Origin of the sequence: Prochlorococcus marinus str. MIT 1214 (assembly GCF_027359355.1) — a bacterium.
Lineage (GTDB): Bacteria > Cyanobacteriota > Cyanobacteriia > PCC-6307 > Cyanobiaceae > Prochlorococcus_B > Prochlorococcus_B marinus_F.
The window spans coordinates 1501713-1517554 of the sequence record NZ_CP114777.1; the positions used below are offsets into that span (position 1 = coordinate 1501713).

The 15842-nt window shown below is 33.7% G+C and carries 19 protein-coding genes; 11 read left to right on the forward strand and 8 right to left on the reverse strand.

What is annotated here, in order from left to right; all coding sequences use genetic code 11:
• The first annotated feature begins 66 nt into the window (after positions 1 to 66).
• From O5639_RS08250 to O5639_RS08260, 3 genes are read left to right on the forward strand one after another with little or no spacing between them, the layout of a single operon-like run.
• Entirely contained in the window at positions 67 to 1452 is a 1386-nt protein-coding gene (locus tag O5639_RS08250) for a TrkH family potassium uptake protein (protein ID WP_269624068.1), read from the forward strand.
• A gap of 12 nt (positions 1453 to 1464) precedes the next feature.
• A complete protein-coding gene (locus O5639_RS08255; RefSeq protein WP_269624069.1) occupies positions 1465 to 2169 on the forward strand; it encodes a potassium channel family protein in 705 nt (234 codons plus the stop codon).
• A 3-nt stretch (positions 2170 to 2172) separates the two neighbouring features.
• Positions 2173 to 3309: an anhydro-N-acetylmuramic acid kinase gene (locus O5639_RS08260; protein WP_269624070.1), complete on the forward strand. Its 1137-nt coding sequence runs from the start codon at positions 2173 to 2175 to the stop codon at positions 3307 to 3309.
• Between the two features lie 18 nt (positions 3310 to 3327).
• On the opposite strand, the gene O5639_RS08265 is transcribed toward O5639_RS08260, so the two are convergent.
• Positions 3328 to 3630, reverse strand: a complete 303-nt coding sequence (locus tag O5639_RS08265) for a ribbon-helix-helix domain-containing protein (protein ID WP_269624071.1) — start codon at positions 3628 to 3630, stop codon at positions 3328 to 3330.
• A gap of 136 nt (positions 3631 to 3766) precedes the next feature.
• Between O5639_RS08265 and O5639_RS08270 the strand changes: the two genes are divergently transcribed.
• Both O5639_RS08270 and O5639_RS08275 read left to right on the forward strand, forming a co-directional pair.
• Positions 3767 to 4123 (forward strand): hypothetical protein, encoded by a 357-nt coding sequence (locus tag O5639_RS08270; protein ID WP_269624072.1) that lies wholly within the window; start codon positions 3767 to 3769, stop codon positions 4121 to 4123.
• A 33-nt stretch (positions 4124 to 4156) separates the two neighbouring features.
• Positions 4157 to 4387 (forward strand): hypothetical protein, encoded by a 231-nt coding sequence (locus O5639_RS08275; RefSeq protein WP_269624073.1) that lies wholly within the window; start codon positions 4157 to 4159, stop codon positions 4385 to 4387.
• Here O5639_RS08275 and O5639_RS08280 read toward each other — a convergent pair whose 3' ends face one another.
• Positions 4388 to 4552 (reverse strand): hypothetical protein, encoded by a 165-nt coding sequence (locus tag O5639_RS08280; RefSeq protein ID WP_269624074.1) that lies wholly within the window; start codon positions 4550 to 4552, stop codon positions 4388 to 4390.
• 85 nt (positions 4553 to 4637) lie between these two features.
• On the opposite strand from O5639_RS08280, the gene O5639_RS08285 reads away from it, so the two are divergent.
• Positions 4638 to 6353, forward strand: coding sequence for an ABC-F family ATP-binding cassette domain-containing protein (locus O5639_RS08285; protein ID WP_269624075.1), 1716 nt, complete (start codon positions 4638 to 4640; stop codon positions 6351 to 6353).
• A gap of 29 nt (positions 6354 to 6382) precedes the next feature.
• Here the strand turns inward: O5639_RS08285 and O5639_RS08290 are convergent, their stop codons facing one another.
• A complete protein-coding gene (locus O5639_RS08290; protein ID WP_269624076.1) occupies positions 6383 to 7561 on the reverse strand; it encodes a trypsin-like peptidase domain-containing protein in 1179 nt (392 codons plus the stop codon).
• Between the two features lie 310 nt (positions 7562 to 7871).
• Between O5639_RS08290 and O5639_RS08295 the strand changes: the two genes are divergently transcribed.
• The 5 genes from O5639_RS08295 (at position 7872) to xseB (ending at position 10256) form a co-directional block, all read left to right on the forward strand.
• A complete protein-coding gene (locus O5639_RS08295) occupies positions 7872 to 8072 on the forward strand; it encodes a DUF2973 domain-containing protein (RefSeq protein WP_420063656.1) in 201 nt (66 codons plus the stop codon).
• A 55-nt stretch (positions 8073 to 8127) separates the two neighbouring features.
• A complete protein-coding gene (locus O5639_RS08300) occupies positions 8128 to 8511 on the forward strand; it encodes a hypothetical protein (protein WP_269624077.1) in 384 nt (127 codons plus the stop codon).
• An 87-nt stretch (positions 8512 to 8598) separates the two neighbouring features.
• On the forward strand, positions 8599 to 8745 hold the full coding sequence (locus tag O5639_RS08305; RefSeq protein WP_011294091.1) for a chlorophyll a/b-binding protein: 147 nt from the start codon (positions 8599 to 8601) through the stop codon (positions 8743 to 8745).
• Positions 8746 to 8778: 33 nt separating this feature from the next.
• The gene (gene xseA / locus O5639_RS08310; RefSeq protein WP_269624078.1) at positions 8779 to 9939 is read left to right on the forward strand and encodes an exodeoxyribonuclease VII large subunit; all 1161 of its coding nucleotides are present in this window, start codon (positions 8779 to 8781) and stop codon (positions 9937 to 9939) included.
• A 26-nt stretch (positions 9940 to 9965) separates the two neighbouring features.
• The gene (gene xseB / locus O5639_RS08315; RefSeq protein ID WP_269624079.1) at positions 9966 to 10256 is read left to right on the forward strand and encodes an exodeoxyribonuclease VII small subunit; all 291 of its coding nucleotides are present in this window, start codon (positions 9966 to 9968) and stop codon (positions 10254 to 10256) included.
• 2 nt (positions 10257 to 10258) lie between these two features.
• Here xseB and O5639_RS08320 read toward each other — a convergent pair whose 3' ends face one another.
• From O5639_RS08320 to O5639_RS08340, 5 genes are all read right to left on the reverse strand, one after another.
• Entirely contained in the window at positions 10259 to 10588 is a 330-nt protein-coding gene (locus tag O5639_RS08320; protein ID WP_269624080.1) for a hypothetical protein, read from the reverse strand.
• 62 nt (positions 10589 to 10650) lie between these two features.
• Positions 10651 to 11565 carry a YihY/virulence factor BrkB family protein gene (locus tag O5639_RS08325; RefSeq protein ID WP_269624081.1) on the reverse strand — a complete coding sequence of 305 codons (915 nt, stop codon included), beginning with the start codon at positions 11563 to 11565 and terminating at the stop codon, positions 10651 to 10653.
• A gap of 136 nt (positions 11566 to 11701) precedes the next feature.
• Positions 11702 to 12520 (reverse strand): inositol monophosphatase family protein, encoded by an 819-nt coding sequence (locus O5639_RS08330; protein ID WP_269624082.1) that lies wholly within the window; start codon positions 12518 to 12520, stop codon positions 11702 to 11704.
• A gap of 17 nt (positions 12521 to 12537) precedes the next feature.
• On the reverse strand, positions 12538 to 14115 hold the full coding sequence (locus tag O5639_RS08335) for a TolC family protein (RefSeq protein WP_269624083.1): 1578 nt from the start codon (positions 14113 to 14115) through the stop codon (positions 12538 to 12540).
• Between the two features lie 37 nt (positions 14116 to 14152).
• Positions 14153 to 15502, reverse strand: a complete 1350-nt coding sequence (locus O5639_RS08340; RefSeq protein ID WP_269624084.1) for a TIGR03279 family radical SAM protein — start codon at positions 15500 to 15502, stop codon at positions 14153 to 14155.
• Positions 15503 to 15842 lie beyond the last annotated feature (340 nt).

The window sequence follows — 15842 nt, forward strand, 5'->3', positions numbered from 1 at the left end:
AAAGTTTCCATTTAATTTTGATTATTTAATCTTTTCAGAATTAGTCTCCATTTATTGTCGAAAAAAGTGAGTATTAGGCAAGAAACTTATAGAAGGCTGACGGTTCCACAGTTTACAGTGGTAACTGGTTTACTTGTGATTACTTTTGGAACATTATTATTAGCTACACCTTTATGTTCTCATGCAAATGTAGGCTTGTGGGAGGCATTCTTTACGGCAACTTCTGCTGTCACAGTTACTGGATTATCTATTATTGATATAGGACTAGATTTGACATTTTTTGGGCAAATAATTTTAGCGATTATGTTATTAACTGGAGGCCTTGGTTTAATGGCTATTACTACATTTCTACAGGGCTTTATTGTTAGTGGAACAGAATTAAAAACACGTCTTGATAGAGGAAAAACTCTTGATGAATTTGGAGTCGGTGGTGTGGGAAGAACTTTTAAAGGGATTGCGATTACAGCATCTATTCTTATTTTTCTTGGTGCTATTACTTTGTATTTTTTTGGCTTTAATAATATAACTAGCTCAAGTGAGAGGATCTGGGCATCGATTTTTCATAGTATATCTGCTTATAACAATGCTGGATTTAGTTTATGGTCAAACAGTTTACAAGATTATAGAAGTAATTTGGTAGTGAATTTTGTTTTAATTACTTTAATTATATTAGGTGGTTTTGGCTGGAGGGTAACTAATGATATTTGGATAAATCGTAGATCTTTAAAATTAAGAAATTTAAGTCTTCATACACGTTTAGTAATTAGATCATCTTTTATATTAATTTCTCTGGGATTCTTCGGATTGCTTTTTACTGAATCTTTAGCTAGGGGTAGTTTCTTTTCGTTAATTAATTTCGATGATCGTATTTTAACCTCTCTATTTACTTCTGTAAGTGCGCGAACTGCAGGCTTTACGAATTTACCGATATCAATTGAGAGTGTCTCTGACTCTGGTCTTCTATTGTTAATGTTTCTTATGTTTATTGGGGCTAGTCCAGGTGGTACTGGAGGCGGAATTAAGACAACAACTATTGCGGCATTAATGGCGGCTACAAGAGCAACTTTACGTGGTCAAAATGAAATTATTATTCGGAATCGGCAGATATCTGACAAAGTAATTCTGAAAGCTGTAGGTATTACTGTTGGTTCATTTTTATTTGTATTAATTATGGCTTTATTATTGAGTTTGAGTAATGGTTTCAATAGCGGAGAGAATTTTTCATTTTTAGAAATGCTTTTCACTTGTATTTCTGCTTTTGCAACTGTAGGTTTCGATCTTGGCGTTATCTCTAAGCTCGGACATGTAGGTCAATTAATTCTAATTATTGGAATGTTTGTTGGAAGACTGGGAATCCTTTTATTCTTGAGCGCTGTATGGCAAGCTCTTAATAAAAGCAAGCTTCAAAATCGCAATCGAATTGGCTATCCGAGGGAGGATCTTTATGTTTGAGGAGGACAAATCATGAGTGATTGGTGGCAATGGTCTCCCATAAAAGCAAACCAGAAACTTGGGTTTGCTGTAGTTGGAATTGGTCGTTTTGGAAGTGCGGTATGTAGAGAACTATTGAGAAATGGTGCTGATGTTTTGGCTGTTGATTTCTCAGAGAAGGCCATAGAGGAATTACGTCAACTTGAACCAACAATTGAAGCTAGGGTGGTTGACTCTACGGATGAAGAGTCTATGAAAGAGGCAGGTGTTCTTGAAATGGGGACTGTAGTGGTAGGCATTAGTGAGCCAATTGAGGCAAGTATTACGACAACTCTTATTGCTAAAGACACAGAGGGAAGTTTAGTGAAGCAGGTTATTGCTAGAGCAACAAGTGATCTGCATGAAAAAATGCTGAAAAGGGTTGGTGCTGATCGGGTGGTATTCCCTTCGAGAATGCAAGGAGAAAGATTGGGTTTGGAATTAGTTAGACCTAATTTGATTGAAAGATTAGAACTCGATGATAAAACCGGAATTGATGAGATTAAAGTTCCTGAGGTATTTGTAGGCCGTTCTTTAAGAGATTTGAATCTTAGAAAAAATTATTTTGTTAACGTTTTAGCTGCTGGTCCTGCTCAACTACTGACGGTCAATCCTCCAGCTAAATATATTTTAGAAAAAGATCATGTACTTGTAGTTATGGGCTCAATGGAAGATCTTCAAAAGTTGCCACAAAATTAATCCATGCGTGTCTTGGGTTTGATGAGTGGTACTAGTGCTGATGGAATAGATGCAGTTTTGGTTGATTTTAAAGGTGATCCTTCAAAGCCAAAATGGAAAATTTTAAATACATGTTCATGTCAATATCCTTCCTCAACAAGAAAAAAAATAATACAAGTTGGACAAGGATTAAAAATTAGCAGCAAAAATTGGCTTGAGTTGGCTGAGGAAATTACGGAACTAAATGCTTTTGCTGCAAGGAAGTGTGATCCTGAATCATCTGCAGAAGTTGTTGGATGTCACGGCCAAACTTTATTTCATAGAAGTGTAGAACGATCTAAAAGAGGAGGAAGTCTTCAAATCCTTTTAGGACCTTTACTTGCAAATATTTTAGATCAAATCGTCATTTATGATTTTAGATCAAAGGATATTGCTGCAGGTGGTCATGGTGCCCCTTTAGTAGCGTTAGTCGATGAAGCCTTGGTTGGAAGGCTTCATGGATGGAGAGGAGTCCTCAACCTTGGTGGAATTGCGAATCTTACAATTATCCCACCTAAAACTGGAATTGATAAAACCTCTGAATGCTTAGGCTGGGATTGCGGACCGGCTAACTCTTTAATTGATCTAGCTATTACAGAAAGTACTCAGTCATCTTTAACTTTTGATCAGGATGGATCAGTAGCATCTCTAGGGGAACCCAACTTAGGCATCATCGAAAAGTGGTTGAAGGAACCTTTTTTTCATCTAGAACCTCCACGATCTACAGGTAGAGAGCAATTCGGTTTCCAAGATTTACAAAAAAGGAAACAGGAATTAGGTGATATATCAAAAGAAGATTTAATTTCAACATTAACTACATTTACTGCATCAATAATCTCTCAAGATTTAGATAATATTTTTAGGCTTAAAAGTATACGTTTAATTGAGCTTTTGGTTGCTGGAGGTGGAACGAAAAATTTATTTTTAATGAGGCAACTACAGAAAGAATGTTGTGGTGTTCATATCCGTGAAATAAATGAAATTGGTATTCCATCAAAATATAGAGAGGCACTCGTTTTTGCAACTTTATCTTGGTGGAACTTTATAGGTAAAAAAGTTAATCCGAAGTACATTACAGGAGCAAATAAATCTATTTTATATGGAGTAAGAGTTGATCCTTGATTTTAATTGATTTAATAGTTAATTTCTTTTGAATTTTAATCTTTTTGGAATACCTTTTAATCTTTGTGTTTTTTGTTTTTCTAATGCCTTTATAAAATTTTGTGTCTTAGCTTTTTTTGTTTCTATTTCTTTAGATGCTGAACCTTCTCTCAATTCGTGATTCTTGATTCCTTCTTGAATTAAAACTTTGGCCATATTGCTAACTGTTCGAGATTCTGTTTCTGCTAGTTCTGACAATCTTTCACATAAATCCTCTGGTAGGACAACTTGTATGCGAGGCGATTTTTGTTTCCCGTTAGACGAGTTTTGACGAGTAGCCATGCCTACAAAGAACTACCAAGTAGTAAATAGTGTACACTTATACGCAAGGGTAGTATCCTTGTGTATGATGCTTACTAATCTGGCCAGTTTGCCTTATCAACCTTTATTTAAATTTTTTATTTAAAAGGAGTATTTCATGTCTAAGCCATCTCTTCCTCAAACATCTCAACCTCTTTCTGCAAATGTTGTTGCCGACAAAACAACTGTAAAACGACAAAGAAGAAAAAGTCGTGGTAATGGTAAGAATGGAGATGTTCTAATTTCTGCTGTTGTCAGCTCTTATTTATTGACTCATTTACACCATGTTTTGCAAAGAGCAGAATATGGGGCTAGTCAAGAAGGAAGATCTTCTCATGCTGCAAACTTTGCCCAACTCCGTAAAGTCCTTTGCATGGATGCTAGAAGCATGAAGGATGCTTCTGCTTTAGGTTTGAAAGAAAGCGATTTAGATATGTGCAATGAATCTGCCTGTTTCGAGACAAAAGCTGCATAATTGAATATTCTTTAATTAGTCAATACTTTTCTCATGAGCGGCAATGCTGCAGAGCTTTATAAGCTTATAAATGCAGATCCTAGTAAAAAACAAGATCTTTTTCGTCAAGCTCTTCAAAACCCAAAAGGTGCGATGCAATCTATCTGTGCATTTGGAATTGAAATGAATTTGCCAGTTACTTCAGAAGAGGTAAAAGAATATTTGACTACCATTGATGATTTAGATACTAAACAATGGCTAATAAAGGCTCGAGGTGGGTTGTGATTAATTTTTGAATGAAGAGTTGATTTCTAAAGCGTCTTTACTATTTTCTCTAATTCCTCTTCTTTCATAGCCTCCTCCGCTTGCCATCGTCCAAAAAAACCAATAACTTGGGATCGCAAGAGCTGCGGCGAGAACTAAAGCTGTAATTTGTTCGAGTCTTAACATGACTTAATTAGATAAAGTAATTTAAATCAGTTGGCATCTTTTAAAGCTAAATGATTGAAGGTAATTCACTTGAGGTTTTGTTATAGTGTTGCGACTTGAGAAGATTAGGAAGATTTATCCCACTGGCGAAGTTTTGAAAGATGTCAGTTGGGAAATAAGAAATGGAGAGAGAATTGGTTTAGTTGGAGTTAATGGCGCAGGGAAATCAACACAATTAAAAATTATTGCTGGATTGGAAGAGGCAACTGATGGATCTTTGATTACTGAAGGGGATCCAACTATTGCATATTTAAAACAGGAATTTGATGTTGATCTTTCAAGAACTGTTAGAGAAGAACTATTTGAGGCATTTCAAGAAGCATCTGATTTACTTCATAATCAAAAATTAATTCAAAAAAATATGGAGACTGAATTAGCCTCGAAAGATTTAGATTATCTGGATTCATTAATTAAAGAATTAAGCGTTATTCAAAGCAAATTTGAATCAATAAATGGCTACGATTTGGAATCTAAAGTTGAAAAGTTATTACCAACTATTGGTTTTAATCAAAATGAAGGAGACAGATTGGTTGGAGATTTCTCGGGTGGTTGGCAGATGAGAATAGCTTTAGGAAAGATTCTCTTACAAAGTCCTGATTTATTGTTATTAGATGAACCAACTAATCATTTAGATTTAGAAACTATTGAATGGCTTGAGAACTATTTACTGAATCAGAAAGTTGCAATGGTAATTGTTAGCCATGATAGATCTTTTTTAGACAAAATTTGTACAAGAATTGTTAATACAGAGCGAGGTCAATCTAAAAGTTATCTGGGAAATTATACATCTTATCTCGAACAGAGAGATTTTGAATTGGAATCAAAAAGAGCTGCATATGAGAAACAGCAGAAGGATATGCAAGTTCAAAAGGCATATATAGAGAGATTCCGAGCAAGTGCCACAAGAAGTACGCAAGCAAAAAGCAGAGAAAAGTTATTAGATAAAGTTGAAAGAATAGAAGCTCCTGAGAATAATTTAAAAGGACCTAATTTTCAATTTATGGATGCACCTCGTGCTGGTAAGGATATATTAAGTATTAAGGATTTAACACATAGCTATGAAGATAATATATTATTTTTGGGAGCATTTTTGGAACTTGAACCTGGGGAAAGAATAGCATTTTTAGGTCAAAATGGTTCTGGAAAATCTACTTTACTTCGATTAATTATGGGTTTAGAGAAACCTGATGAAGGATCTATTACGCTAGGAAAATATAATATTATGCCTAGTTATTTTGAACAAAATCAAGCAGAAGCCTTAGAATTAGAAAAAACAGTAATCGAGACAATTTCACAATCTGTAACTAATTGGACTCAAACAGAAATTCGTTCTTTACTAGGCAGCTTTGGTTTAACTAATGATTCGGTTTTTAAGGATGTCAGTCAGCTAAGTGGAGGAGAGAAAGCGAGACTTGCTTTAGCTTTAATGATTATTAAGCCATCAAATTTGCTTATTCTTGATGAACCTACAAATCATTTAGATATACCTTCAAAGCAAATGCTAGAGCAGGCATTGACTAATTATAATGGCAATGCATTAATCGTTTCTCATGATCGATATTTTATTTCAAAAGTGGCAAACAAAATTGTAGAAATAAGAGATGGTCAATTAATCAAGTATCAAGGCGATTATAAATACTATAAAGAGAAGAAAATTGAAGAAGCAAAAGAAAAAGAAAAAGAATTTCAATTAGCTGAACGTGAAAGAAAAAGATTGGCTAATAGAGAAAAACAGCGAAAGAAAAAGAAAAAAACTAAATAAAAATGCTGATTATAGACAATTTTTTCAACTTATGGTTGAAGATCATAAATATCAACTGGGTTGATAATTTTTATAGACTCTATATCTTCTCTAAGTATTTTAATTTTTAATTTCGATTGTAAATTATTCCGATTAATTTTTTGAACCACATCGGCTGGAGTTGAAATTTTTTCATTATTGATTGAAATTATTAGATCATTTACCTTTAAGCCACCCTTTTCGGCAGGACCATTTGGCATCAAATATTTAATAATGGCTCCATCTTCTGTTTGGGAAAGAAAATTACTTTTTTGTTTGATATTGCTTGAAAGTGTTACTCCTATCATGGGATGTTTGGCCCTCCCAGTGCTAATTAAATCTTTGGCGATCTTTCTGGCTCTATTTATTGGTATTGCGAAACCTAATCCTGCTCCTGGTCCTGAGCGAACAAGTGTATTAATACCAATCACTTCTCCAACAGAATTTAATAATGGTCCTCCAGAATTACCTGGATTAATAGCTGCATCAGTTTGAATGAGGTCTATTCTTTTGTCGGATATACCTAATTGAGCTACATCTCTATTTAGATTACTAATTATTCCAAGAGTAACAGTATTTTCAAGTCCAAAAGGATTTCCAACTGCAATTGCCCAATCACCAACTTTTAAATTATCAGAGTCTCCTAATTTGGCAGTGGGCCAAGGACCTTTCGCTTTGAGTTTAATAACTGCAAGATCGGTTAAAGAATCTTCTCCAACAACATTTCCAAGCACTCTTCTTCCATCTGATAAACCTACTATTAGTTGGTCAGTTTTTTCTATTACATGAGCATTGGTCAAGACTAGACCCTCTGGAGAAAAAATCACTCCACTACCTTGCCCTTTTTCAATTCGAGATCTTGGAACTTGTAGGCCTCTTAGACCAAAGAATCGTTCAAAATATTGATCATTCAAGATCCCAGGCGGAAATACACCTTCACTTGAAGATATAACCTTACGCTGTGTTTCAATTGTGACCACTGCATCTCCACTTATATTTAATGCGTTTGATACGAAAGATTGTTTATTCTGATTTAGTTGAGATGACAGTAAAGCTTCGCTTGAATGAAGAGGAGTTTCGTATCGGAAGTTAAAAAAAATAAGAACACAAAAAACAAAAACTTTAAAATATTTTTTTTGGCATAGTTTTAGGGATCCTATTAATAGTCGGTTTGCATCTAATCCATGCATGATCTTCTGAAAGGGATTAGTTTTTATTATCTAAACTAATGATAGCTAATTTAAAAATTGAAAGGCCCCCTAATTTAATTACCGTAGATTTTTACTAAAGAACTATTTTTTGAACTTTCTTTCCTCTAGAATATGACTCTGATTTATTCTGAGATTAACAATGAAACTAGAGCGACTTCAAAACTTAATCTGAATTAATGCATTCAGTTTTTTGATTTATCATTTTTGCAAATGTTGAGCAATTTTTTACCTTTTGTTTATGGCCTTTCAGTTTTTATTTTGTTGATTTTGGCTGCCCGAATAATGCTAAATGGTTTTTTTTTCAGTTAACGCAAAATTTAAGTCTCAAAATTCATTTTCAAAGACAAAAAGGAATGATCGAACAGGTTTGGTTACTGTTCATCCTGAGCTTTTAGACGAAGATGGCTGCATTACTGATGAAGATTTGCTCACAGTTCGTTTTTCTAAGGACACTGATCATCCAAAATCATCTGAAAAGCCTTCTGAATAATTTTCATTAGATTTTTTGGGTTTGACATTACATAGTTATCAAAGAGGTTTTAATTTTGGAACAAAGAACGCGCATAGTCGCTGCAGTTATGAAAAACATGAAGTTACCGCCAAGGTTTCGTCTCAGATTGGTAAAGGAAGATCCAGTAAGGCTTGAATTAAGCCTTACCCCAGCTTATGGAAAAGATCCTATTCAAGTTGGGCTAGTTGAGTCACTTGATTTGGTCGCCAGAAGAGACCGAGAGGGAAGAATGCCTAGAGATTTACAAGGAACATGGGATTGGACTGTTCGACATGGAGAAGTTAGTACTGGTGGATGGAATCCTTATTTAAAAGAAGCTCTTCAAACTATGTTCGAAACTGGATTGCCAGCAATTCTTTACGAGGAACTTACTGGGGAGGACTATCATCCAGTGGATGGTTCAAGACATGTTAGATAGACTTTGAAAACTTAAAAATAAATGTATTTATATGTTTTCTCATTGTGAGCATTTCTTTAGTATTATCAAACTAATATCAATTTACAAATGAAAGATAACTTTGAACCTCGTTATGGATTTGTTAATTTTGCTGAAATATGGAATGGCCGTTTAGCTATGATGGGTATCTTAATAGGTTTAACAACCGAGCTTTTAACAGGTCAAGGTATTTTAACTCAGATGGGAATCGGTTGAGAAACTAATTTTAAGATTTTTATTTCTAATAGTTTGACTGATCTTAAAAACGCTAAACAATCTCTAACTACATATACTGTTAAAGAATTAAATGAATCTATCGGTTTATTACTATCAAGAGGCTTTACACCAAAATTTATACTTAAAGCCACTGTCTCTAAATCGCAAATAAAAAAAGGTCATTTATGGTTAACCTTAACCGACGGAAAAGCAAGTGTTGATGGGGTTGCATGGTCATCAACAATCAAGTCTTTAAAATTTTTACCAAAGCAAGATGATGGCGTTGTTATTATTGGTAAATTAAATTTTTGGGAATCCCAAGCAAGACTATCGGTACAAGTTTTTGATATTCGACCAAGTATTTCTACTGTTCTTAAGAAGTTCGAAATAGTAAAATCAAAACTTTTTAAAGAAGGATTGATAGATGATTCGTTACGAAAAAAATTACCAAAGTATCCTCATTCCATTGCTATTCTTACAAGTATTCCAAGCTCTGCTTTGGCTGACATGCTGAGAACATCTAAAGAGAGATGGCCATTAACAAAATTGCAAATAATTCCTATTCCTGTTCAAGGTAATAATGAAAATGAATTGAAATCTATTTTAAGTAAATTAAAAATAAATAAGTTAAAATTAGATGCTGTAATTATAGCTCGAGGTGGCGGAAGCAGAGAGGATTTAATGTTGTTCGATAGTGAAATCATAGCCAGAGAAATCGCAACATTTCCAATACCAGTAATTACAGGAATAGGTCACGAAGATGATCTAACAGTTTCTGATCTTGTTTCAGATCATAGATCTGCTACTCCAACTGCTGCGATTGTTGATCTACTACCCTCAAGAGAAATTGAAAAAAATAAGTTTTTGCAAAATAAAAAAATACTTAAAGATTATTTGAAATTATTTTTTCAGAACACAAAGAAGTCTTTAATGACAAAAAAATCTTTTTTTCAATCTCGTTCACCCCGACAATTAATACAAAATAAAAGAACAAGAATAAATTATATGTATGAGCTTTTGACGGCACTTTCTCCAGAAAAATTGTTAAAAAGAGGTTTTGCACTCATTTCTGATGAGTCAGGCAATTCGATTTATAGTGTAAAAAATGTTAGGGAAAAAGATAAGTTAATAGTTCAATTTTGTGATGGAAAAATTACCGCAGAGGTTAATAGTCTTAATTATGATAAAATATAAATTTATTTAATAAAAATTTTATATTTATGTCATTTTCAGATGAAGGCATTAAAAATCATTTCTCAATGTCTAACAAAGTTACTAATAAAAACAATATAGAAATTTTTAAAAAAGATATTAATAAATTAACTTATGAAGAATCTATATCTGAATTGGAAAAAATCTTAAGTAATGTACAAGATGAAAATATTTCACTGGATCAAATTCAGATTAACTATATTAAAGGTCATCTACTTCTTAAGCATTGTGATGAGCTTTTGCAATTTTGTGAACAAGAAATTAATGAAATTAATCCTGAATTTTTGGAATTAGATTAATTTTATAAATCTATATCTTCGGATTTTATATCAATTGTTGCAGCACTTGCTGGAATATTTTCTAGAAAATCAGTGGTTCTTTTTATGGTTGTTCCACATATTGGACAAATCATTTGACTATTTAAAAATGTTGAGCCACAAGCTTCACAGGTTTGTACTTTTGATTGGATTCTTTTCCAAGTGAACCATCCAATTCCTCCTAAGATTAAAGGTATTATTGTAATGATAAGGAATATTCCACTTGCGAAATCAATAATAAATTTCCCAGCTGGTGTAGGTAAAATAATAAGTACAATAAATACCATCCAAAGCAATGCAGATGGCTTATTCATGAGTACTGAAGAGATTGATTAAAATATTATAATTTAAATTTAGTTGCTTGTTTCCTTAATGTTTAAACGTATCGATTTCGACGCATGCTTGCAATGACAACGCTCCAACATTGACCAAAATAAATAATCACTCCTACCATCCAAACCCAAAGAGTCAATACTAGGACTCCACCAATGAATCCATAAGCTTGAAATCTTGATCCCAAGGAAAGAATACTTCTACTAACTGCCAAATTTAAAATAGTTAGCAAAGTTCCAATCATCAAAGCCCCAGGTATTAGTGGTTTTAAGGGTACTCTTCTACTTGGGAGTAAACCTTGTAAAAGGAGAGCCATAGTTGAAAAACCTATTAAAGGAAGTACAAATTGACCTACTTGAAGTACAGGTATTTTTGTGATTGCATTTTCAATCCAAGGGGTTGTTTTGGCTAAGTCTTCCAAAACCGCCTCGGGAATCATACGAATATTTGCACTGATTTGATCGATAACCATCAAAATCCCAACTAAAAGAACTACAAAAAAAGCTTCAATACGATTTCTGATAAATCGAAACGCTTGGATTTTTAGTGGATCAGGCTTTGATTTAACTGGTAATACGTCTTCCCATAATCGATCTGCTCCTCTTTGTAATGTTAGATAGGCATTGCCAGCAGTGATCATTAAAAACATTGCCCCAAGAATCCCTGCCCCAAATCCCTGATTAATTAATTGTTCTAAAGTTGACGCGACTAATGCTATTACTTCAGAAGGTAAAACTTCAGCAGTTAATTCAATTATTCTTTGCTCTATTCCTTGCTGTTTTCCTAAAAACCATGATGCAACTGATAGAGAGATTAATAATATTGGGAAAAATGACTGAAGGGTGTAGTAAGCAAATGCTGCGCTTAAATCGACGCAATCACACTTAGACCATCTTTCATAAGCTCTCCAGAGACTGCTAAAAAACCATCTTGCTTTTTTATTCCAATTCAAGCTCACGTTGGTTTTAAAGTATTTACTATTACGCTAACTCCTAGGGAGAAGATTTTTATTAGTTGAATCAGTATATTTAAAATCATAAATTTTTTTAATTAAGCTAATTTTATTTAATGAGAAATTAAAAGCAAATAGTGAATTAACTATCTTGAATTAAGGCGTTCGCCCATGGCAGCATGTTGTTCAATTCATTTTCAGAGGATGCTGCTAGTAATGGAAAATTCACAGAAGTAAGATCTGTGCCAGAGAGAATATCTTTTGGATTCGTCTCCAACCAGTTGATCAGACAATTAAGTTCCTCAAGTATTAACCATGCAGCTGAAATATCCCAAATTTTTGGTGTTGCCTCTAAAGCAGCAATCGTTTGACCTATGGCAACACTAGTCATATTTAAACTAGAGACACCAAGTAGTCTTATTTTCCCTGGGAAAGACTGCTCTGGTTTCATTTGTAAAACTTTAATTGAGCGGCTACAAAGAGAAATGCAGTCGCTATTTTTTTTGAAACGAGATTGAGGCTTAAGTGGCTTGTCGTTTAGCCAAACTCCTTTTCCTCTTATGGCAAAAATTCTTTTTCTCAGTGCTGGTATGTCAAGGAAGGCTGTTTCAGGTTCTCCATTAGTGAAACGTGCTATTGATATTGCCCAGTATGGAATTCCTGCTGCAAAGTTAGTTGTCCCATCGAGTGGGTCAACCACCCAATATTCACTAGAGCTAGGAATTGACTTCTTACCCTCTTCACTAAGGACCCCTTCTCCGGGAGCAATTTTTGCTAAACCCTGAACAATCGTTTTATCACTCCACCTATCACATTCAGTAATAAGTGTGCCATCAGGTTTTATATCAGAATTGATTTGACCAAAATCTTGAAGTTGGCGTCCTCCCACCTTATCAACTAGATGATGAATTGAAATTAGTTGAGCTTTGCTCAGACTTTTAGATATTGGGTTTTGGTTCATTGTTATTCAGTTGCAAGCTATGGCTGACATAATGGAATTAAATTCGATTCATAGAGATTTGATTTGTTGCCTATGTCGCTTTGATTTTTTTGATTGACTTTGATATCACAAGGTTTGATATTGTCTAAACCTGTTTGCCTACTTAAATCAGCTAATAAAGTGTTATAGCTCGTGACCGAAATAATATAACGAACCTCGGAATCAGTTAAATCTCTTTGGTTGTTTACAACTTCTCGTTGTGTAGTAATTCCTGATTTATATCTAAGCTTGGCAAGCCTTAGAGACTCTCTTGCAGATAAAACTTCCGTATATGAAGCAGAAATATTTAGTTTGGCCGATTCTAGTTTAAAGAATACTTCTTCAACTTCTCTTCTGATTTGAGCTCTTCTTGTGGCAAAAATAAGTTTTGCTTCTTCTGCTTTGCTTTTGTTGTAATTATATAAAGATCTTGCATTGCCTCCATCAAAAACAAACCATGTTGCATTGAGCCCAATGGTGTTAGAAAAACTTGACGATTGATTGCTAGTGTTTGGAGAGATTTGATTTATTTCACCCTTTGCAAATGTAGAGGTTGATGTATTTACTATGCTTAATTTTGGTTGGCTAGCAGCTAGTGCAGCATTGGCATTACTATTATTAATTGATATATCTAGTAGAATGCTTTCAAGCTCTTCTCTTGAATTATAAGCAGCAATAATACTATCTTCTAATGATAAATCCCATAGGCCTATTACTTGAGTTTTTGAGCCAATTAAAGGTGTTACATCTTCTGGAAAATTAAGTATTTCAGCAAGAGATCTTTGACCAATTTTTTGATCTCCTAATTTGATATTTAATAACTGTTGATCTCTAGCTAGTTGTGTTTTTGCTTCTAGAACCTCTAATTTTGTACCAATGCCTGATTCAAATCTGATTTCTGCGTCTTTTAATCCAAGGTTAGAGGATTCTATTGATTTTTTTGCTACTTCTATTTCCTCATTTGCTTTTTGCAAATTGAAGTAACGTTTTTTTGCCTCTAATTTTAAATCTCTTAGTATTTTTGAATAAGAATACTTTGATTTTTCAAAACTATCTCTAGCTGAAGCTATCTCTGGGACTCTCGCAGGATTAATTACATCCCATTTAATTTGAGCAGATATTGAGGAGCTCCATTGTTTACTTGAAGTGTCTTGTATTAAACTTGATTCGTTATAATTATTAGATTTAAGATATTGAGGAATTCCGTTGGCTGTTAGGTTTAATGTTGGGTACCAGGAGGATAATGAACTTTTTAAAATTGATTTAGCTTGATCTATTCTTTCTAAATAGATTTTGATAGTTCGATTGTTATTTATAAGTATGTTTTCTAACTGATCTAGATTAACCTTTTGATAAGTTTTTACTAAAACTTCTCGCGATCTGGAGGGTAATAAAAGATCCTCAGGTGAATTTAATTCATATAAGACTCCTTGTTGTTTTTGAGTTTCGCTTTTATTTGAATCTCCTTTTAACTTTATATTGGAAGTTATTTTTTGCGAACTGGTAGCCCATAAAGGATTTAGCCCAGAAATAAATAAACCTGCAACAATTAGGAACTTTCTTTTAACTCTCCTCATAGTTATAAGAAAAACTGCGATGGATTTGGTAAAGCAATTATGCTTTACCAAGTGCTTTGTTCACGATGTCTTGTGCATCATAGACAATTCTTACAGACACATTAAGTGACGAAGAGAGCTCTTCAAGAGTCATGTCATCAAGAAAGATTTTTTCACCTTGCCTAAGCATGACGGATGGTAGAAGCAACTCATCCCCTAATTCTTTTCCTTGCAATCCTTTTAATAGGTCTTGGCCTGTGAGTAGGCCTGTCACTATTTGCTCTTGACCCCAATAAGGACTTGGAAGCCCATATAGATGCAGTATGAAATTATTTATTTTATTTAGTCGGTTGCAAGGCTTCTGTAATTCATTTTCAACAAGTTTGCCAACAACCCAGCTGCAGGTTTTGTTTTGATCAATTTTGATAGGCAGATTTCTGGTAGCTTCATCCATTGCTCTAAGAAAACTGCGAATACTTCCTACCCCATTTTCTTTTTGAGGTAAATCTTCATAAGAATTTAGTGAGGGTAAAGGTTTCTGAGCTATTAAATACCATTCGTCAGATAACCAGGCAAAACGGGAACCCATTGATTTATAAAACATTTTCTGCATTGACTCAACTTGATTGATGATTTGTGTCGCACAAAAAGAATCCACGGGTATTAGCCCATCATTGCTTGGACGAAACCTTGTTAATCCAACTGGAACTATTGCTACTGAAAGGACCACAGGAAAATTTCCTTGTGCAAATCTATATAGATCGTGAATGGTTTTGTCTAAAGCTTTTCCATCATTTATTTGAGGGCAAACAACAATTTGTGCATGAATTTGTATTCTTTTTTCTGAGAACCAAGCTAATTGATTTAAAAGGTCAATAGCTTTAGGATTCCTTAGCAATTTGGACCTTAAAGAGGGTTCTGTTGCATGCACTGATACAAATAAAGGACTGAGTCTTTGTTGATCGATTCTCAGCCAGTCTTGTTCGGAAAGATTAGTAAGTGTTAAGTAAGAACCATATAAAAAACTTAGCCTATAGTCGTCATCTTTGAGATATAAGCTTTTTCTTTTTCCTGAAGGCTGTTGGTCAATAAAACAAAATGGACATTGATTATTGCATTGTTTTAATTCATCAAATAAAGCTTCAGTAAAAGCAAGTCCTAACTCATCATCACAATCTTTTTCGATGTCAACTGTGTGTTTTTTACCTTTTTCATCTAAAATAATTAGTTGAATATTTTCTTCAGCAATAAGAAATTTGTAATCAATAAGATCTCTTGGTTTTACACCATTAATGCTAAGTAATTGATCTCCAACTTCAAATCCAAGCTCCTCGCCTATAGAACCTTTTTCGATTGAAGCAACAACCGCAGGTTTGATTTTGTTTTTAGTTATTTTTAATGTGCTCATTTATGCTCCTAAACAAGAAAATAAATTTTTATACTTTTCGGATGGTTTGAAAAAAATTCAATTGATCTTGCGGAATCATGTATTTTTCAATAATAAGTAAATTTTCAACAAAAAGTACTTAAGAAGATTTTTTGAATCATCTCTTTTTCTGAAGATTTTAAAAACTGGACCTTAAAAAGTATTTTAATCATTTTAATTAAGAAGTTTTGAAGAGTTTTTTAAACTTTGTTATTTGTATTCCAAAGACTGTTTGGTTTGGGTATCGACTTGAATGTAAATTCATAGAAGGTTGAACTGAAAACCAACTCAGTTTTATTCATTCTGATTTACTCAAACAATC

Bases quoted from the DNA above. Each gene is read 5' to 3' on its own strand.
- O5639_RS08335 (WP_269624083.1), bottom strand. From the start codon at position 14,115: ATGAGGAGAGTTAAAAGAAAGTTCCTAATTGTTGCAGGTTTATTTATT.
- xseB (WP_269624079.1), top strand. From the start codon at position 9,966: ATGTCATTTTCAGATGAAGGCATTAAAAATCATTTCTCAATGTCTAAC.
- O5639_RS08290 (WP_269624076.1), bottom strand. From the start codon at position 7,561: ATGCATGGATTAGATGCAAACCGACTATTAATAGGATCCCTAAAACTA.
- O5639_RS08340 (WP_269624084.1), bottom strand. From the start codon at position 15,502: ATGAGCACATTAAAAATAACTAAAAACAAAATCAAACCTGCGGTTGTT.
- O5639_RS08265 (WP_269624071.1), bottom strand. From the start codon at position 3,630: ATGGCTACTCGTCAAAACTCGTCTAACGGGAAACAAAAATCGCCTCGC.
- O5639_RS08320 (WP_269624080.1), bottom strand. From the start codon at position 10,588: ATGAATAAGCCATCTGCATTGCTTTGGATGGTATTTATTGTACTTATT.
- O5639_RS08260 (WP_269624070.1), top strand. From the start codon at position 2,173: ATGCGTGTCTTGGGTTTGATGAGTGGTACTAGTGCTGATGGAATAGAT.
- O5639_RS08270 (WP_269624072.1), top strand. From the start codon at position 3,767: ATGTCTAAGCCATCTCTTCCTCAAACATCTCAACCTCTTTCTGCAAAT.
- O5639_RS08305 (WP_011294091.1), top strand. From the start codon at position 8,599: ATGAAAGATAACTTTGAACCTCGTTATGGATTTGTTAATTTTGCTGAA.
- O5639_RS08330 (WP_269624082.1), bottom strand. From the start codon at position 12,520: ATGAACCAAAACCCAATATCTAAAAGTCTGAGCAAAGCTCAACTAATT.
- O5639_RS08295 (WP_420063656.1), top strand. From the start codon at position 7,872: ATGGTTTTTTTTTCAGTTAACGCAAAATTTAAGTCTCAAAATTCATTT.
- O5639_RS08280 (WP_269624074.1), bottom strand. From the start codon at position 4,552: ATGTTAAGACTCGAACAAATTACAGCTTTAGTTCTCGCCGCAGCTCTT.
- O5639_RS08275 (WP_269624073.1), top strand. From the start codon at position 4,157: ATGAGCGGCAATGCTGCAGAGCTTTATAAGCTTATAAATGCAGATCCT.
- O5639_RS08255 (WP_269624069.1), top strand. From the start codon at position 1,465: ATGAGTGATTGGTGGCAATGGTCTCCCATAAAAGCAAACCAGAAACTT.